At 43.3% G+C, this 19511-nt stretch carries 13 protein-coding genes; 11 read left to right on the top strand and 2 right to left on the bottom strand.

The window, feature by feature from the left end:
* The first annotated feature begins 172 nt into the window (after nucleotides 1-172).
* The 4 genes from C825_RS02680 (at nucleotide 173) to C825_RS02665 (ending at nucleotide 10543) form a co-directional block, all read left to right on the top strand.
* Nucleotides 173-3532 carry a TonB-dependent receptor gene (locus tag C825_RS02680; protein WP_009860632.1) on the top strand — a complete coding sequence of 1120 codons (3360 nt, stop codon included), beginning with the start codon at nucleotides 173-175 and terminating at the stop codon, nucleotides 3530-3532.
* A gap of 14 nt (nucleotides 3533-3546) precedes the next feature.
* The gene (locus tag C825_RS02675) at nucleotides 3547-5385 is read left to right on the top strand and encodes a RagB/SusD family nutrient uptake outer membrane protein (RefSeq protein ID WP_009860631.1); all 1839 of its coding nucleotides are present in this window, start codon (nucleotides 3547-3549) and stop codon (nucleotides 5383-5385) included.
* Between the two features lie 100 nt (nucleotides 5386-5485).
* Nucleotides 5486-7489: an FAD-dependent oxidoreductase gene (locus tag C825_RS02670; protein ID WP_009860630.1), complete on the top strand. Its 2004-nt coding sequence runs from the start codon at nucleotides 5486-5488 to the stop codon at nucleotides 7487-7489.
* Between the two features lie 51 nt (nucleotides 7490-7540).
* The gene (locus C825_RS02665) at nucleotides 7541-10543 is read left to right on the top strand and encodes an FAD-dependent oxidoreductase (RefSeq protein WP_010801313.1); all 3003 of its coding nucleotides are present in this window, start codon (nucleotides 7541-7543) and stop codon (nucleotides 10541-10543) included.
* Between the two features lie 86 nt (nucleotides 10544-10629).
* On the opposite strand, the gene C825_RS02660 is transcribed toward C825_RS02665, so the two are convergent.
* Together C825_RS02660 and C825_RS02655 are read right to left on the bottom strand one after the other, a co-directional pair.
* Nucleotides 10630-12288, bottom strand: coding sequence for an IS1182 family transposase (locus C825_RS02660; protein WP_010800114.1), 1659 nt, complete (start codon nucleotides 12286-12288; stop codon nucleotides 10630-10632).
* A 125-nt stretch (nucleotides 12289-12413) separates the two neighbouring features.
* A complete protein-coding gene (locus C825_RS02655; protein ID WP_010801311.1) occupies nucleotides 12414-14378 on the bottom strand; it encodes a beta-N-acetylhexosaminidase in 1965 nt (654 codons plus the stop codon).
* A 138-nt stretch (nucleotides 14379-14516) separates the two neighbouring features.
* Between C825_RS02655 and C825_RS02650 the strand changes: the two genes are divergently transcribed.
* The 7 genes from C825_RS02650 (at nucleotide 14517) to C825_RS02620 (ending at nucleotide 19510) form a co-directional block, all read left to right on the top strand.
* Nucleotides 14517-15230 (top strand): tRNA threonylcarbamoyladenosine dehydratase, encoded by a 714-nt coding sequence (locus tag C825_RS02650; protein WP_009860627.1) that lies wholly within the window; start codon nucleotides 14517-14519, stop codon nucleotides 15228-15230.
* A 5-nt stretch (nucleotides 15231-15235) separates the two neighbouring features.
* Nucleotides 15236-15889, top strand: coding sequence for an ABC transporter ATP-binding protein (locus C825_RS02645; RefSeq protein WP_009860626.1), 654 nt, complete (start codon nucleotides 15236-15238; stop codon nucleotides 15887-15889).
* A gap of 22 nt (nucleotides 15890-15911) precedes the next feature.
* Entirely contained in the window at nucleotides 15912-17282 is a 1371-nt protein-coding gene (locus C825_RS02640; protein ID WP_009860625.1) for a sodium-dependent transporter, read from the top strand.
* 84 nt (nucleotides 17283-17366) lie between these two features.
* A complete protein-coding gene (locus C825_RS02635) occupies nucleotides 17367-17666 on the top strand; it encodes a hypothetical protein (RefSeq protein WP_010801310.1) in 300 nt (99 codons plus the stop codon).
* Nucleotides 17639-17974 (top strand): type II toxin-antitoxin system RelE/ParE family toxin, encoded by a 336-nt coding sequence (locus C825_RS02630; protein ID WP_010801309.1) that lies wholly within the window; start codon nucleotides 17639-17641, stop codon nucleotides 17972-17974. The genes C825_RS02635 and C825_RS02630 overlap by 28 nt, the downstream gene beginning before the upstream one ends.
* A gap of 5 nt (nucleotides 17975-17979) precedes the next feature.
* On the top strand, nucleotides 17980-18705 hold the full coding sequence (locus C825_RS02625) for a helix-hairpin-helix domain-containing protein (protein WP_010801308.1): 726 nt from the start codon (nucleotides 17980-17982) through the stop codon (nucleotides 18703-18705).
* Between the two features lie 37 nt (nucleotides 18706-18742).
* Nucleotides 18743-19510: an AAA family ATPase gene (locus C825_RS02620; protein ID WP_010801307.1), complete on the top strand. Its 768-nt coding sequence runs from the start codon at nucleotides 18743-18745 to the stop codon at nucleotides 19508-19510.
* Nucleotide 19511: the final 1 nt, after the last annotated feature.

The raw sequence follows: 19511 nt of genomic DNA, 5'->3' as shown, positions 1-19511 counted from the left end.
ATTAATAAAAACAGAATGCCTATGAAATAGTACCAACATTAACCTAAAAACCGGTCATACCTGAAAGTACAACCGGTTTTCAAATCTTCAATTTTAATTCTCCGCTTCCTCCCCTCCGTGGCCAAACATTGTGGATGAAGCGAATTATCAATCTTTAAATCAGTACAAAAATATGGAAAATGTTTCGTATTACAGGTCTTTCTTAGCCAAAGACTTAAAAAAACTTTTCTCAATTATGAAAATCACGGTCATCTTACTTTTCGTCGCTCTGTTTCAGGCAGTAGCAATAGAATCATCCTATTCTCAATCTGTAACCGTTTCAATCAAAGCAGAGCGAATATCCCTCACTGAACTGTTTTCCCTGATAGAGAAACAGAGCGAGTTTCTATTCTTCTATGTCGATGAAGAAGTGAAAAACATCGATGTCAATGTAAAAGCAACTAACCTGCAGATCGATGATGTTCTGAGACAGGCTTTAATTGGAACAAACCTGACTTATACAATCAACGATCGGAACATTAACATTATCCGCAAAGCCTATGCTGTCCGGCAACAACAGACCAAGCATATTACAGGTAAAGTCATTGATGCAGATGGTGAACCGGTCATTGGTGCAAATGTGGTTGAAAAAGGTACCTCCAACGGTAGCATTACAGATCTCGAAGGATACTTCTCCCTTCATGTTGCACAAAACGCAACACTAAAAGTTTCTTATATCGGATATAATACGCAAGAGATAGTTATAGATGGCAAGAACCAATTCATAATTAAACTGACGGAAGACCTGCAGAATCTAGATGAAGTAGTAGTGATCGGTTACGGTACGGCCCGCAAAATTGACCTGACCGGTTCAACTTCCTCTCTGGGTGGTGACAAACTTCAGATGAAAAACACCCCGCAACTTTCTAATCAGCTGCAGGGACAGATGGCCGGTGTACAGATCACACGCTCAAGCGGTGATCCTACTTCCGGAGCTACCATTCGTGTACGTGGTGTCACAACACTATCAACCAATGACCCGCTGGTAATCGTGGACGGTATCCCGGGTGATATTAACGACATTGCGCCCGAAGACGTAAAAGATATCCAGGTGTTGAAAGACGCAGCTTCAGCAGCCATATACGGTTCACGTGCGGCTGCCGGTGTCATCCTGATCACAACAAAACGCGCCAAGGATAAGAACTTCCATCTTTCCTACAGCGTGGAATACGGCATTGATGCACCAACAGCCAAGCCTAGGTTTGCCAATGCTGTACAATGGATGCAAGGATACAACGAACTCGCCTATAACGATGGTGCTTCTTCCCTCCACTCGGCCTATTCGGAAGATTTGATCAACAACTATGCACAACTGCGGGCTGAAGATCCTGACCGTTATCCAGATACAGATTTTATGGGAATGGGTATTAAAAGTTCTACGCATCATCAGCGCCACTCCTTCTCCCTCAGCGGAGGTACCGAAAAACTGAAAACGAATTTCAGCCTCAATTACTACAATGCCGATGCCCTTTACGACAAAAAGAACTATGAGCGTTTTAATGTACGTTCAAACAACGACTACAATATCAACAATTGGATCCATGCGAATGTGGACGTGAACCTACTTTACTCCAGCACAGTTACACCACACAGTGCAGAAGGCAGTATTATCAAAGACTTCATGGCCCGTTCTCCACTCTACAACTCTTATTGGGTCGACGGTAGCTATGCCGATGGTAAGGATGGCGACAACCCTTTTGCGCTACATGATCTGGGGGGAACTGTCAAAGGTCAGAACTATCGTATTAACGGTAAGATTCAGTTGGATCTCACACCGATAGAAGGACTGACCCTGACAGCAATCGCGGCACCCCAATATACTTTCTACAAAGGGAAAGACCATAAAAAGAAATATGACGTGTTCCGGATCAGTGGAGATGCCATTCCCGGATCAGGCTATGCAACAACCAGCCTGAACGAAACACGCAACGACACACATAGTCTGACTATGCAATTCTATGCCAACTACAAGTTACAATTGAAACGCCACTCCATCGGACTCATGGCCGGTTACGAAGACTACTCCTATAACTGGGAAAATGAAGGTGCATCACGCACAAATTATAGCTTAGTGAACTTTCCCTACCTGAACTTAGGTCCGGAGGATTATCAATACAATAGTGGAAATGCCGGACACAATGCCTACCGTTCTTTCTTCGGACGTATCATGTACTCATGGGCCGACCGTTATATGCTGCAGGCAAATATCCGTTCTGACGGTTCGTCACGTTTTGCCGATGGCCACCGCTGGGGTACATTTCCCTCTGTCAGTGCTGGTTGGGTCATTTCAGAGGAACCCTGGTTCAACAAAAGTGTTATTAACTATCTGAAACTTCGCGGCTCAATCGGACAACTGGGTAACGAACGTATCGGTTCAGAATTCCCCTACCAGGCCAAACTGACTTTCGGAACCGGCTTCATTCCCAACGCCTCCACCGGATCGTCAGACGTAGTGCAAACCGCCTATCAGACAGACTATGCATTCAACACCATCACTTGGGAAACAACTACGACCTACGGTATCGGTGCAGACATCACCCTATTAAACAACAGGCTGCGCGCTTCGGCCGACTACTATTATAAAAAGACGACCGATATGTTGATGGAAGTAGGATTCCCTTCTTATTTCGGCTACAACGCACCACAGAACAATGCTGCCGATATGAACACGAAAGGTTGGGATCTTGAACTCTCCTGGAGCGACCAGATCAACGACTTCCGCTACGGTGCCAGCTTTAATATCTCAGACTACCGCTCAAAAATGGGTTATATGGCCAACCGCCAAAAAATCGATGGAACCAAGATTACCGAAGAGGGTTCATATTATAATGAATGGTATGGCTACAAAAACCTGGGGATCATACTGAATGATGCAGCTATGTATGACGAGGACGGTAACCCGATAGCTGTCCTGACCAACAACGATAAGGCAGGAAACATCCGTTATCTGGATATTGACAAGGATGGTAAAATCACAGCATCCAACGACCGCGTACGTTTAGGTAACTCGTTACCGGAACTGCAATACGGAGGTTCACTCTGGGCTGAATGGAAAAACTTCGATTTCAACCTATCATTCCAGGGTATCGGTCACCAGCTTGTTTACTGGTCATGGCCCGGTACACCGTTCAACTATCAAGCCTATGCCTGTCCATTGAATCTGATCGAAAACCATTGGAGTCCGACAGCTACAGATGCCGAGAACGCAAAGGCGAAATATCCCAAGTTGACGACCAACAATACCAATATTTATGCCAACAGCGACTTCTATCTCTTTAACGGAGCCTATATGCGTATAAAAAATATCACTTTAGGCTACACCATTCCGTCAGAAATCACGAAAAAGTTCTTCGTCAATAAACTGAGAGTCTATTTCAGTGCAAACGATTTGCCTGCTTTTTCAAAGTATCCCGACGGATACGATCCGGAATGGGATCGCAGCAGCGACCTCATTATGTCTTCCTATATTTTTGGTCTGAATGTTTCATTTTAATTAGAGAATCCAGTATGAATAAAATAAGTAAATATCTATTTACCGGAATAATGGCACTAAGCATGGCTGCTTGTGCCGACCTCGACCTGAATCCACTATCAGAAGGTGCAAGTGAGAATTGGTATCATGATGAAACCGAAATTGAGATGTCGCTCAACGATCTGTGGCGTCCGGACTTCTTCCCCATCGATAACCTTGACTGGGACGATGACCTTTTGAACCGCAATGGATCCAACGATATCACTCTAGGGACAGTGACTGCTCAGTGGGGTACTGCTTCAACCCGCTGGACCTCACTCTACAAGTCCATTGCACGTGCCACGAAAGTAATCCAATCCCTGGACAACGGAACGGCAAGCGGCCTAAGTGATAACAAAGTCAACCAATATAAAGGAGAGGCATACTTCATGCTCGGATTCGCCTATTGCGAATTGGCAACCTATTGGGGAGATTGTGTCCTGAACAAAGGTATGACCCTGGACGAAGCCTATGTAGCTGTTCGTTCCCCTAAAAGCGAAGTACTAGCTTATGCCTATGAATGTTTAGACAAGGCCATAGAATATCTGCCCGATTCCTACGCAACTCAACAAAGACCGACCAAAGGGGCAGCTCTCGGTTTCAAAGCTCGTTTCGCGCTCTTCCACGGCGATTGGCAGACCGCAGCCTCGGCAGCAGAAAAATGTATGAATTTAGGCATTTATAAACTGCATGACAATTACGCCGAACTATTCAAAGCCAACAGTTCATCAGAGTTAATGTTTTACTTCAAAGGTGATTTGACACTAAAGAAAGGGTATGGTCTTTTTGGAAGTGTCAAAGACTACGTTATTCGTAAGTTAGGCGGTTTCGCCAATCAAGGTCCTTCGCTGGAGTTGCTTTGTTCTTATACTTGTATCGATGGCCTTCCCATCGACAAGTCGCCACTCTATAATCCGAAGGATCCCTTTGCCAACCGTGATCCACGTCTTGCGATGACAATCCAGCCATTCAAGACAAAATACTCTGCTGATTATGCCGAATATGAGCTGTCGAAAGTAGACGGGACTTTTCCCGAAAAGTATCCGGACTACATTACACTTGGTTATGAATATAACCCCAGTCCTTATGCAAACAAAGTGTATGAAGTCTCAACCGGCCAAATGGTGCTCAACAATGATGCCAAAGCCTCTAACCAGCACTCCGCCTACAACGGGCTGATGCTCCGCAAATTCGTGAAAGATAACTGGAAAGATTACAACAGTTACGGTGGTGTTTCAGACAACTGTTATCCCTACCTGCGCTACGCCGAGATACTGATGACTTACATAGAAGCGAAGAACGAGATGGGACAATGTACACAGGAGGATTTGGACAAAAGCATCAATCTGGTGCGTGAACGAGCCTATCGCGGAGCTACCGGAGCTTATCCACATGTAGAAGTTACATCCCAAGCCGCATTACGGAAAATCATCCGTATGGAACGACGTTCAGAATTTGCGTTTGAAGGACTTCGTTACCGTGACTTAATACGCTGGCGTATTGCCGATAAATCACATAACAAGCCGATGTATTACCTGCCACGCGCCTGGTCCGGTTCTGCGAGCTGGAACGGTCTGACCGGTAGTGAATCCAATCTGGAATTGTCTTCAGACTTCAAAATTTTACTGAAGAACTGGGATGAAGGCAACTATCCTATCGGTGGTATACCGACGATTGACGAAAACGGTCTGCCCAACCTCTCTCCGATGGAAACAGCCGGATATATCACTACATTCTATAAAATGTCTTTCGATGCGCGGAAAAATTATTTGTGGCCCATCCCGGCCAACGACATTTTAGTCAACAGTAATTTGACACAAAACGACGGTTATTAATTCTTCAGACCAATATGCACCCCGGTTGTAACACATGTTTTCCTAAAGGATTTTCAGATTACAGCCGGGGTATTTTTCTTTCATTTTTAAATGTAATACAATGAATCTAAAGTATATTGTTATAATATTGGCCTTCTGCATAAGTCTCTTCTCCTGCCAGTCGGGAGATCATGTAGGAAGTGAATTTGTAAAAGAAGTGGATGTCTGTGTGTATGGCGGTACCTCAGCTGGCGTAGTTGCTGCTTACTCTGCCAAAAAGATGGGGAAATCCGTTCTCCTGATAGAACCCGGCAAATATCTGGGAGGCATGACAACCGGGGGTCTCGGAATGACTGATATCGGGAATAAATATGCCGTTACCGGGTTAGCCCGTCTTTTCTATCGCCGTATAGGAGAGCATTACAATAAATTCGAACAATGGACTTTTCCGCCAAGTCTTGCGACTGCAACTATGAATCGCTTCATAGAGGATGCAGAGTTAGATGTACTGTATTATCGCCGTATAACAGACGCACAAGTTCAAAATAAAAGAATAAAAAACATCACCCTGGAAGATTCCAAACAGCCTGACAAAAAAACTCTGATACAAGTTAAGGCCAAACAATTCATCGATTGCTCGTATGAAGGAGATTTGATGGCAAAGGCCGGAGTTTCCTATTTTGTCGGGCGTGAAGGGAATGAGAATCAGGATGAAACGCTTAATGGGGTTCAAATGTCTGTTTACCACCAATTCCCGGATGGAATCGACCCTTATTTGAAGGAAGGAGATCCAACCAGTGGCTTATGTTGGGGAATCCAACCAAATACATTAAAAGAAAGAGGAAGTGGAGATAAACTTGTCCAGGCATACAATTTCCGTTTATGCCTCACCGATAATAAAGAAAATCAACGCCCATTTGAGAAACCTGAAAATTATGATCCGGATAAATACGAATTATTGGCACGTGCTATCCGCAAAATGGATTTACACATAGACAATTATCTGTTATTCAATTGGGGCATTATGCCGGATAATAAATATGATGTAAATAACCGTGGACCGTTATCGACCGACATGATCGGAATGAATTACGAATATCCGGACGGTGACTATGCAACCCGGGAAAGAATCTGGCAGGAACATGTGGACTATACAAAAGGACTGCTCTATTTTCTTACACACGACGATAGAGTTCCCTCCGAACTACGCGACCAGGTTTCCAGATTTGGATGGGCAAAAGACGAATTTGTAGATAATGACAACTTTCCGACACAATTATATGTGCGCGAAGCTCGCCGCCTGAATGGCGAATATATTATGACACAAAAGAATTGCCAGGGTGAAGAAACTGTCAGCGATGCCATTGGGATGGCAGCCTATGGAATGGATTCACACAACTGTCAGCGAATTGTTACAAACGGTATGGTAAAAAATGAAGGAGATGTCCAATATCATGGTTTCCCACCCTACCCTATTTCCTATAAAAGCATTACTCCCAAGCAAAGTGAGTGCACAAATTTGTTGGTTCCGGTTTGCGTATCTTCCACTCATATCGCTTTCGGTTCAATACGCATGGAACCTGTTTTCATGGTATTGGGACAATCTGCAGCAATTGCATCCGCACTTGCTATTGACAGCAACACAAGTGTACAGAATATTAATATTTCCGAACTTCGTCGCATCCTGAAAGAAGATCCTTATTTGGATGGTTCTACACCGGAGATTCTGGTTGATGACAGTGATATTGATAAGATCAGCCGGAGAGGACGCTGGAATAAAGGTTTTGGAGCTCATTACAAAAACAGTTACTTGCTGAGTTCAAATGAAAATAACAACAGCTCTTTTTCATTTATGCCTGTTATTAAAAAAAATGACACCTACGAAATATTTTTCTACTGTACACACCTTCCCGACTCCAGCATGCCGGATCTAATGGCATTTGAAGTATCATATAAAGGAGGAACTGAAAAAATAAGTATTACACCTAAAGAGAAAAAAGGTTCGTGGGTTAGCTTGGGAACCTTTACATTCGAAAAAGGGGAAGCTGTTGCAATCACTATTGACGGAAGCCAATCAAAAGGCGCATTATTTAGTGATGCAATTCTATTAGTACCAAAGAAATAAATATTTACTTTTATATACTGCTTACACAGACCAATATTAAAAAGATACATTATGATTACACGACGAGATTTTTTGAAAATAACAGTTGCCGGAGGAGCACTAGCTTCACTAAACAACCTCGAAGAGGCAAAAGCAACTATCTATCAAGTTGTACCTGACACAGAGTTTTGTTATGAAGGTCAACGTAAAATACCCATAATAGCAAAAACGTCCATTATAGTAGTTGGAGGTAGTTCACGCGCAATTGCTACAGCCGTTGCTGCGGCAAAAACAGGTTGCGATGTATTCTTAATCGGATATATGCCTTATTTGGGAGATGATATATGCGGCAGTTTTCTTTTTGAACACAACAAAGATGAGAAACTTCAAACAGATCTTTCCCGGAAAATTTTCCCCGGAAAAGAATATCCGACTCCGCTCAGCGTAAAGACTGTACTGGAAAATGAACTGATAGATAACAATGTCCGGTTTCTTTACAGTAGTTATGTGACCAATGTATTGACAGATCCGGCAGGATTACCTGGCGGAGTCGTTATAGCCAACCGTTCGGGAAGGCAAGCCATACTTTGCAAAGCGATCATCGACACAACCCACCATGCAACTGTCGCCAACTTACTCGGAGCTGAACAAACACCTTTTAAACCAGAAACATTAGAGTTTCAATACACAGTTGTCGGCAACGCAAAAAAAGAAGCTTCCGAGATCAGCAATGCGGAAGTTCTCCCTCTGCCTTTTAAAGTGAACAACAAAAGTTATCCAATTACACGTTACACGTTCCGAATGTCCCTCGACAATAACTCTTATGGCTCCCTGATGAAAATCGAACAAATAGCCCGTTCGGTTACATGGGATCCGGAGCAGGTAGATAGCTCGGATTTACTTTGGTATATCCCAAAGCATACAATCATAGGAAAAGAAAGTTACCGGGAAAGCTCATTGTCTATCCGTAAACTTCCGGAAAAAGCATTCAAATCCCAGAATATAGAAAACCTCTGGGTTCTTGGACCTTGCGCTGATATCCCCAGGGAAACGGCTGCATATGTGATGCGCCCGGTCAATGCCATGTTTTTAGGAGAATTACTTGGAGAACAAATTGCCGAACAAATTAAAAATTCACCGATGCCTGAGAAAATTGCCGTCCGTCAACCGAAAGTAAATGCAACAAATTACGGACAAATCGGGGAAATCCTGAAACCTCTCCGCCCCTCCATGCAGAAAGGCTTTGCCGACTCTCCCGCCGGGGCTCTGCCAGTATTGGGGAATTATGATGTGATCGTTTTAGGTGGAGGTACAGCCGGAGCTTCCGCAGGGATATCGGCAGCCAGACAAGGAGCAAAAACTCTTGTACTGGAATATCTACACGGACTGGGTGGATTAGGAACAATAGGACTGATCGGCTGTTATTGGGATGGTTTCCGGGAAGGTTTTACAGCAACTATTGATAATGGTGTCCATAATATGGCCCCCGCAGACCACCCAAGACAACTAAAAAACTGGAAAGAACAATCGGTATCCGACTGGAAAATGGAATGGTATCGCAGAGAATTACTCAAAGCAAATGGTGAACTGTGGTTTGGCGTATTGGGATGTGGAGCACTAGTAGAAAACAATAAAGTAAAAGGACTTGTTGTCGCAACTCCTTTCGGACGTGGGGTTTTCCTTTCAGAAGTATTGATCGACAGTACAGGGAGTGCAGATATAGCTATTGCTGCCGGATCACCTTTCGATTATACCGGAAAAAATACGCTCGCTGTACAAGGAGCCGGAGCTGGAAAACGCGATCCGGGTGATTTTTATAATAACAATGACTGGCTTTTTGTCGATGATACCGATATTCTTGATGTATCACGTACATTCATACAGGCAAAAAATAAAATGAAAGGATTTTTTGATATCGTAAAAATGCCCCAGACACGCGAACGTCGCAGGATTATCGGAGAGCATATCATTTCCGTCTACGATGTGATAAATCAACGCCGTTATTCAGACACCATATCTTTCCATAAAAGTTCTTTCGATACTCATGGAATGATCATAGATCCTTATTTTATTCTGAATCCACCGGAAAAACGACATAAAATATATGATGCTGATGTTCCTCTACGCAGCTTATTGCCCAAAGGATTGGAGGGCATATTGACAACCGGTCTCGGAGCCAGTGCCCACCGTGATGCCATGCCCGTTATTCGCATGCAACCTTGCTTGCAGAATCAGGGATATGCAGTAGGTTATTTAGCTGCTTTGTGTGCAAAAGAAAAAAAACCGCTCCGTAAAGTCGACATCAAAAAAGTCCAAAAACATCTGGTTAAAATAGGAAATCTCCCGGAACGGGTATTAACGGATAAAGAATTTAAAGGTTTCAGTAATTCGGCAATGAAAAAAGCAGCTATCAATGTAACCGAGAATTACAAAGGACTTGAAATTTTACTGACTGATCCTGATCGTTGTCTTGAAGTGGTAAGCAAACAACTCAGTCAGGCAACCATACCTAAAGAAAAAATGATCCTTGCCAGTATTCTTGGTATTCTTGGAAATAACAAAGGAAGCTCAATTCTGACTGATACCGTCCATCAACATACTACATGGGATGAAGGGTGGCATTATACTGGTATGGGACAGTTCGGAATGTGCCTGAGTCCATTGGATGCACTGGTTACAGCCTTAGGCAACTCGAAAGATTCTTCTGCTCTTCCAACTATTTTGGAAAAAGCAAAACAACTGGAGCCGGAAGATTATTTCTCTCATTTCCGGGCTATTGCTATGGCAACAGAATCAATCGGCAGCAAAGAGGCAATACCTATTCTTGCTATGATGTTGTCTAAACCAGGTGTTCGTAATCACGCAATCCTGTCGTATACAGAAGCAAGAGCCAGAACCGTTCCCGGACAAAATGATACTTCCACCAGAAATCTGGCTCTGAAAGAGCTACATCTTGCCAGGGCTCTGTATCTATGTGGTGACCATAACGGTATGGGGGAAGCAGTGCTTCGCAGGTACGCAAACGGTTTACAGGGGCATTATGCACGTTACGCTAATGAAATATTAAATAAGTAATAATACACTATACTAAAATGGGGGTGTGTCAAAACTAAGGCACATCTCCTTTTTTATCTTAAAAATAGTCGTTCCTCTTTTTTTGTCTATGCGACTATTTCTTCAGTAATTAGGTAAGGCTTAATATTCCTCGTATGTTGAGCCACACGTGGTCTGATAAAGATAAATATAATGTGTGTACTCCTTCTCTTTCCTGCTTTTAATAGTTTTGTACACATCTTTTTGATATTAAAAGCTATAGCAAAGAAGGCAAAGTCCATTGTAACCTTGTCTTCTCCCACATGCCGGAACCTTTTGTATGCCATGTTGTGTTTCATTTGTCCAAAAACTGCTTCCGGTTCTATACATCGCCTTCCCCTATGCCTGAAGCCTTCTTTCGAGAGTAACCTTTCCCGTGCCAGCCGTTTGTATTGGTTTAATCGGTGGTTGACTTCTATAATACGGTTCCCCCGGGCTTTAAAGCAACTACCACGTAAAGGACACCCTTCACATCTTTGTGCTTTATACCGGGCACTTTCGGTGATGTATCCGCTAGCTGTTTTGTCACTCCTGGTTCCTATACGGTTCATGTGCTGCCCCATAGGACAAACGTAATAATCCTCTTCCGCATTGTAATGGAGACTCTCCGCATGGAATGGATTGGGGGTATAACGGGGACGCTGTTCTTTATGGAAGTAGTTGTACTTGACAAAGGCTTCTATCCCATTATCTTGCATGAATCGGTAATTTTCTTCCGAGCCGTAACCGGAATCTGCCACACCGACAGTCGGTAAGCGGTTATAGCGTTGCTCAAAGGAGTGGAAGAAAGGTATGAGGGTCAGTGTATCGGTTGGATTGGGAAACAGTCGGAAGTCTATGAGGAATTGGTTCTGGGTACCTATTTGCAGATTATATCCGGGCTTGGTCTGCCCGTTTCTCATGGCGTCTTCTTTCATGCGCATGAAGGTGGCATCAGGATCGGTCTTGGAATAGGAGTTGCGTTCTCCAAGAGTGTCAAGATGGTTGTCGTATTCCATCAACTTGTCACGGTGTTCCTCAAGTTCCCGGACTTGTTTCTTCTTTTCCCGGATGACTTTCTTTTGTTCCTTGTCCTTTGTTACAGGCTGGTGTTCCAGCACCTCTTTAAGTTCATTCACTATATCTGAGAGCATGGCGGGAGTGAACTCTACGGGTGTGTCTTTGGTGGAGTTCTCTTGGGCTATGGCTTCATCCACCTGCTCCAGGAGAATGCGGATCTTATCCATCAGCTTTGTACGGTTCTTTTCGACTGTCTTGCGCCAGACAAAAGTATATTTGTTGGCTCTGGACTCAATCTTGGTACCGTCGATATACTCTACGTCAAGGCTGATGAAACCTTTGTCGACAAGGACAAGAACCAACTGCGTGAATACATTATTTATCTCTTCTTTTACACGATTACGGAAACGGTTGATGGTAATAAAATCCGGATGTTCATTACCGGAAAGCCAGATATAATGAATGTCACGTAGGAGAAGCTTCTCTATTTTGCGGCACGAATAGATATTGTTCATGTAGGCGTAGATAATCACCTTAAGCATCATTTTAGGATGATAAGGACAACGACCGGTTGCTTTATAAAGCTTCTTGAAATTGTCAAGATTGAGATTATCAACAACTGTATTAACTATGCGAACCGGATCATTCGCTGCTATGTTTTCATCAATTCTTCCGGGAAAAAGAACTGTTTGGTTGGGAATGTAAGGACGAAAATGTAACTTTGCCATAATGAAAAACTTTATGCCTAAAGATACAAAAACTTTGGGTAATAACAAAGCCTGGGCTTGTGAAAGTCTGGGCTTTGTGCATAAAAAAAGGTTGTGCCAGCGTTTTGACACAACCTCATTATTTGTCACTTACAATAATTCAGCACTTCCAAATTAGTAATTGTACTCTTGAAATTTCCGGCCTTTTCCAGCGGGAAAACCAATGTACGAACATAGCTCATGGAATCTTTTCCTCCGTTGAAGAAACGTTTCTGGATATTCAAATCTTCCTTCAACTGCCCGTTTACATATAAACGAGTCGATTTCTCATCTCCGCTGATAGCAATTGAAGCCATTTCATCGGGGTAGAACTGATAGTTAAACGTATTCAGATAACCGTCACGAGCAAATCCCAGTTTGCCAGAAACAGGATCGGACAGATAGAAGACGGCATCCGGCGAACGGAACAACTCTGTTCCCCGCTCTTCGGGAACTGATGTGATATTAAAAGAAACAGTATACTGATAACCTATTTCCTTCAGCCCGGTCTCGGTTCCCGGCTTCAATGTTTCCTGATTATATACGGCACGCGGCGTTTTACCGATACGACCGGCTACATTGACTCCCGGACCTTCACTCAAGGAAAGGCGAGCCGCATTGAATGTTTCATAAGGTACTTTACAGTCTTTTCCAGTCCACATCTTCACAGCCAATGTCTGCAAAGCCGGGAATACGCGGTAGTGAATATCCTTCGTACTGATTCCGTTACCGGCATGGTCATTCCATACAGCAAACATTCCTCCTTTAATCTGTTTATGCTTTTCGGGGAAAACCTCTTTTCCGATGTGCGCCGGAGTCCATTCCTTATATAACATCTCCGTATTCAGATAATCGTAATAATAACCCGCAGCCGGAACAATATACAGATAACCATCGGGCACACTAACCAGATCGTATCCCTGTTTGATCATTTCTTTCGGATCAGCATAACCATTGTACCAAGCACTCATCAGCACATTTTCCGATTTCACAGGAGTATCGCCTTTGGCATGTGTCAAAGCACCCCACACACAGGCCTGCTTACCGAAACCTTCCACGAAACGAATATAATGATCGGTGAATTCGCGGAATTTCTCCACTACATCTTTCTTTTTATTTGAATATTCGTCTGTTCCGATATGTACCCGTTTACCAACAAATACAGGATTCCTGCCTTCCAGATATTCCCGGAACAGACTGTCGACAAACTGATAAGTCTCCGGCTTGAACAAATCCAGATGATCCATGCCATATTCCTCACTACCGATTTCCGGGCGATAATGTGTCAATGCCAGAGAATGAGCGGGGACATCTATTTCCGGAATGATTTCTACGCCCAGACTATCGGCCATCAACTGGAAATCAATAAATTCTTTCTTTGTATAATAGCCGTCACGTGACGTCAACCCCGGAAAGAACTCGCTTTCCAGACGGAATGCTGCATATGTTTTGTTCCAGTCATGTTCAAAATACTGTTTGAAAGCGTTATCATTCAGGTGAACCTGTAACGTATTCATCTTATAATAGGCCATCATCTTAACGTAATCGCGCAAGAAGTTCATCGGGATAAATTTACGGCCGCAGTCCATCATAAAACCGCGGATCGCATAATCCGGATAATCGCGCATTGAACCTTTTGACAAAGCCAGGTCACTGTTTTGCTCCGTCATCTGAAGAAGCGTACGGGTTGCCCAGTATAAACCTTTGGCTTTAGGAGCCGATACGGTTACACGGTCAGCAATTTTCACGGCATATCCTTCTTCACCCAGTTGTTTGTCTCCGGATATGGAGAAAACAAAGTCACCGGCAGAGGCTCTTCCCTGCACGACAGCCAGCTTACGCCCGAACATTGTTTCATAATCTTCGGCAAACTGATTGGCTACACGGGCAATGGCAGGATCTTTACTCGCATAAACAATACGGGAAGTAGCAGAAGGAGTAAACATTCCCTGAGCACCTCTCCATTCCTGTAATTCAGGTATCACGAACGGTTTCTCGTTATTGGCAGCAAAACTTTTCCCTAAAAAGAGAGTACACGCTGCAACCAGCATTAAATAGCGTTTTATCTTCATTGTATTTTAAATTTAAGCGTACAATATTACTGCTTTTTACTCATCTGCACAAACCGGAAATGAAGGAATAGTTAAAAGATGACTAATAAAAAGGCGGTTTCTGATTGATTTATTACTTTTGTGCTCAAAAACATATAAATGAGTTACAAATGGAACACACGGACGGAACTCTTACTGGGGGCCGAACGGATGGAGTACTTGTCACATTGCCATGTGTTGGTCGTAGGACTCGGAGGCGTCGGAGCTTATGCAGCCGAGCAGATATGCCGTGCCGGGATAGGACATATGACCATTGTTGATGCGGATACGGTGAACGACAGCAATATCAATCGCCAACTGCCGGCTTTACATTCTACCTTGGGGATGCAGAAAGCAGAAGTTGTGGGACAACGTTTACTGGATATCAACCCGCGATTGAAGCTGACAATACTCAATGAGTTCCTGCGTGACGAACGGACAGAAGAGGTTCTTTCTGCCCAAAAGTACGATTTCATCGTGGATGCCATCGATTCACTCAGTCCGAAAGCATACCTGCTATATCATGCTTACCGCCGTGAAATTCCCATTGTTTCATCCATGGGTGCCGGAGCAAAGATCGATCCGTCGCAGGTGAAAATAGCTGACATTTCCAAGACTTGCAACTGTGCACTGGCAAAAGCGGTGCGCAAACGGCTTCGGGGAATGGGACTAAACAAAGGTATTCCGGTCGTTTTCTCAACAGAAATCGCCAATCCGGAAGCCGTAGTGGAAGTGGAAAACGAACAATGTAAGCGGACGACTACCGGGACAGTTTCGTATATGCCGGCTATTTTCGGCTGTTATCTGGCTTCCTATGTAATAAGAAATATTTAATCAACATGATACAAACGCAGGGTATTACTAAAAGTTTCGGGAATTTACAGGTATTGAAGGGCATCGACCTGACGATCAATAAAGGTGAAGTTGTAGCTATCGTTGGCCCCAGCGGTGCCGGAAAAACGACGTTGCTCCAGATTATCGGGACATTGGATACGCCGGACAACGGTAAGTTATTTATTAACGAAACAGAAACAGGCAAACTTTCCGAAAAAGAACTGGCTGCCTTCCGTAATAAGAATATCGGCTTTGTATTTCAGTTCCACCAGCTGCTACCGGAATTTACAGCGTTGGAAAACGTAATGATCCCGGCACTGATTGCCAGGGAAAAGGCGTCCGATGCAGAAAAAAGAGCGAAGGAAATACTTGATTTCATGAAACTATCGGACCGAATGACTCATAAACCGGCTGAATTATCCGGTGGCGAGAAACAACGCGTTGCCGTGGCCCGTGCATTAATCAATAACCCCGCCGTCATCCTGGCTGACGAACCTTCGGGCAGCCTGGATACCAAAAACAAAGAAGAATTACACAGCCTTTTCTTCGAATTGCGTGACCAGATGCACCAGACATTTGTGATCGTAACGCACGATGAACAACTGGCTGCCAACACCGACCGCGTAATCCATATCAAGGACGGGGTTGTTTTATTATAAATAGAAAGAGGACAAATAATCTATGGCAAATAAAGATAGAGTAACTTTTGGAAGTAAAATCGGAGTAATATTAGCAACTGTAGGGTGTGCTGTAGGTTTGGGTAGTATCTGGCGTTTTCCTTATATGGTAGGATCGAACGGTGGAGGCGCTTTCCTGCTGGTCTTTATGATATGCACTGTTTTACTGGGACTTCCTATCATGATCACCGAATTTTTTATCGGCCGCCACTCACGCAGAAACGCTGCCGGAGCTTTTAAGGAGCTAGCGCCGGGAACACAATGGTCGCTGATCGGCTATAACGGAGTCTTGGCTGCATTTCTTATATTAGGTTTCTATTCCGTCGTTTCCGGATGGACGCTGGAATATATCTGGCAGGCAATGACCGGCTCTTTGTCGGGAAAAACTACTGCCGAATTTACCACCGAGTTCGAAGCCTTTTCCTCCAGCGCACTCAGACCGATCGGCTGGACAATCGTATTCATCGCAATCACACATTTCATCATCGTCTCAGGGGTTGAAAAAGGAATTGAAAGGGCATCCAAGATCATGATGCCGGCCTTATTCCTTATACTGCTGGTATTATGTATACGGTCCATAACCCTACCGGGGGTAAACGAAGGATTATCTTTCCTGTTCAAACCGGACTTCGAGAAGATCACCTCCTCCGTTATTTTAAGTGCTATGGGACAAACATTCTTTTCTCTGAGTATCGGAATGGGGTGTCTGATCACCTATTCTTCTTATTTCGGGAAAGATACGAATCTGCAATTAACAGCGATACAGGTGACTGTTCTGAACACTTTTGTCGCATTACTGGCCGGCATCATGGTATTCCCGGCTGTATTCAGCTTTGGTATTGAGCCAACTGCAGGCCCGGAACTGGTGTTCATCACCCTTCCGAATATCTTCGAACAGCTACCTTTCGGAAATATATGGTCTTTCATATTCTTCATTCTACTAGCTTTGGCAGCTTTGACCTCTACCATTTCCCTACATGAAGTGGCAACGGCCTATGTACATGAAGAATATCATATGACCAGAAAGAAAGCGGCCTGGATCGTTTCTGCCGGTGTTGCCGTCATCGGAGCCCTTGCTTCTCTCTCTTTCGGTCTATTGAAAGAATATACCATCGGCGGACTGATCATTTTTGATGCACTGGACTATCTTACGGCAAAAATTATGATGCCTATCGGCGGAATGATGATCTGCGTATTTGTCGGTTTACGCATCGAAAGAAAAGTATTGAAAGAAGAATTGACGAATAAAGGAACAATCACCTTTTACTTCTTCAATACGTATGCGTTTTTTATAAAATACATCGCTCCCGTAGCAATCGGCCTGATCTTCCTGAACGAATTGGGACTGATCAAAAAGATAACCTCCTTGTTTTGAAAATAAAAAGGTATAAATTGTTTGCTTATCAACAGGTAACTTATATCTTTGCAAAAGAGTATTCATCATTTAATAATTATAAATATGGAAATCAAAACCGTCTCAAAGAAAAGAAAGTTACTTCCTGGATTAGACATGACTCAGGAAGAGTTTATTGCCCGCGTTCGTAAAGCCGAAGAAGGACCATTTTATACATTGGAAGAAATCAAACAAAAAATGCAGGAATGGAAGGGACTGAAATTCAATCCAGCCATTGAGGGAGGGGAATTAACTATTGACGAATTTAAATCAATGGTAAAAGTTGCAGAAAAAGGACCTTTTTATACTTTGGAAGAAGGACAAGAAATGATAAGACAATGGAGGGAACAAAGAAGAAACCGGTAGTCGTTTCGCTTCTCTTTTTTTCTTCTGTTGACCAAATCTTTGAATATGGAAAAATAAACTTTGGAGAAAAAAAAGCTATCGAATACGAAAACCTTATTTATGAAACTGTTCGACAATTAACTTCCGGTTATTTGTTAAATGCAGAATATCCTTATCTTCCCACAAAAGATAAGCGATACAGAAGGGCCATACTTCCCGCTCATTTTATTCTTTATCGAATAACAAAAGATCGGATAGAAGTTCTGAACATCTTACATCAAGCTGTAAGTATTACTCAAGCTAAAAAAAACAGAAACATTAAACCGTAACAACTATGAACTGGCGTGATTTACTTTATTTCTCCAAAGGAGAACGCAGAGCGTTGACTCTCCTACTTTGTCTGATTGTTGCTTCCTGGATCATTTTACTGCTGACGGATGAAAAAACCGATTACACACCTGTCAACAATAACAGACTATCTGAACCAGTAAAAACGGCTCAAAATATCCCTGTAAATAGTCCTGATCCGGAAAAGGTAAAAACTCCTGCATCCGGGAGAAAAAACAATTCCTCCCGAGAGAAAAATAAATTTCATTCGGGAGAAACCAAAAATACATCCGAAAGAAGGACTTTTCCTAAAACAGAAAAATACCCTGTCGGAACTGTTGTCGAACTAAATACTGCCGACACCACAATCCTGAAAAAAGTTCCCGGGATCGGAAGCACTTTTGCCCGCCGAATCATTAAATACAGAGAACTGCTGGGAGGTTTCTTTACAGTTGAACAACTTCGTGAAGTGTACGGTCTTGATGAAGAACGATATAATGCGATGAAATCGTGGTTTTCGGCAGATATGTCCCTAATCTGTCCGTTAGAGATCCATAAAATCTCCTTTAAAGAACTATGCAAACATCCGTATATAAATTATCAGCAAGCCCGCATCATCGAGCAGCTACGGAAACAGAAAGGGAAGTTATCCGGCTGGGAAAATCTTCAATTACTGGAAGAATTTACTGAAACAGATAAAGAAAGACTGACTCCTTATTTATCATTTGAATAAAACAGGAAGTTTATATACATTTGTAAAAAAGAAAGCTATGATTTATCTCAAACAAGCACAATTACTCAACCCTGCCGAAGTGGAAGGCCCGGTAGAAGAGCTCAAATATCCGTTCAGAGCCGCAGCAGTACGATACATCGAATCGATTGTTTTCCGAAAACCGGTCACTTTCCTGGTCGGTGAAAACGGTGCCGGTAAATCAACCCTGCTCGAAGGCATCATGTTCAAATACGAAGAACGGGATGAAGACAGCCAGGGCATGCTATATGACGGAAAAGAAGCCTGGAAATCCTATTCAAACGTATTGCCCCAATGCATCCGCCTCATCGAAGAACGGAAACCGTTCGACCATTTTTTCTTTCGGGCAGAATCTTTCTTTGAACATGCAGCCGAAATAGATGCCAAATCGATGAAAGACATACTAAACTATGGCCGCGATTATTCTATGGCAGCTTACGGAGGACGCCGCCTCCTCGAACAGTCGCATGGTGAAAGTTTTCTTAGCACTTTTCTGAATTATGCGGGAAGAAATACCCTTTTCATCCTCGATGAGCCGGAAGCAGCCCTATCGCCTCAACGCCAGCTGGCTTTACTGGTCCGGATACAAGAACTGGTGGCACAAGGCTGCCAACTGATTATTTCTACGCATTCTCCCATCATCATGGCTTATCCGGGAGCAGATATCTATTCCATAGATGAGGATGGAGCACATATTACTCCGTATGAGGAAACACAACATTACCAGTTAACGAAGTATTTTCTGACTCATACGGAACAAATGCTCAGGGAATTGGGAATAAAGTAAA

The organism is Parabacteroides sp. ASF519 (genome assembly GCF_000364265.2).
Taxonomy (GTDB): Bacteria; Bacteroidota; Bacteroidia; order Bacteroidales; family Tannerellaceae; genus Parabacteroides; species Parabacteroides goldsteinii.
Note: the sequence above shows the minus strand (reverse complement) of the source record. Positions and strands in the feature narration are given on the sequence as shown.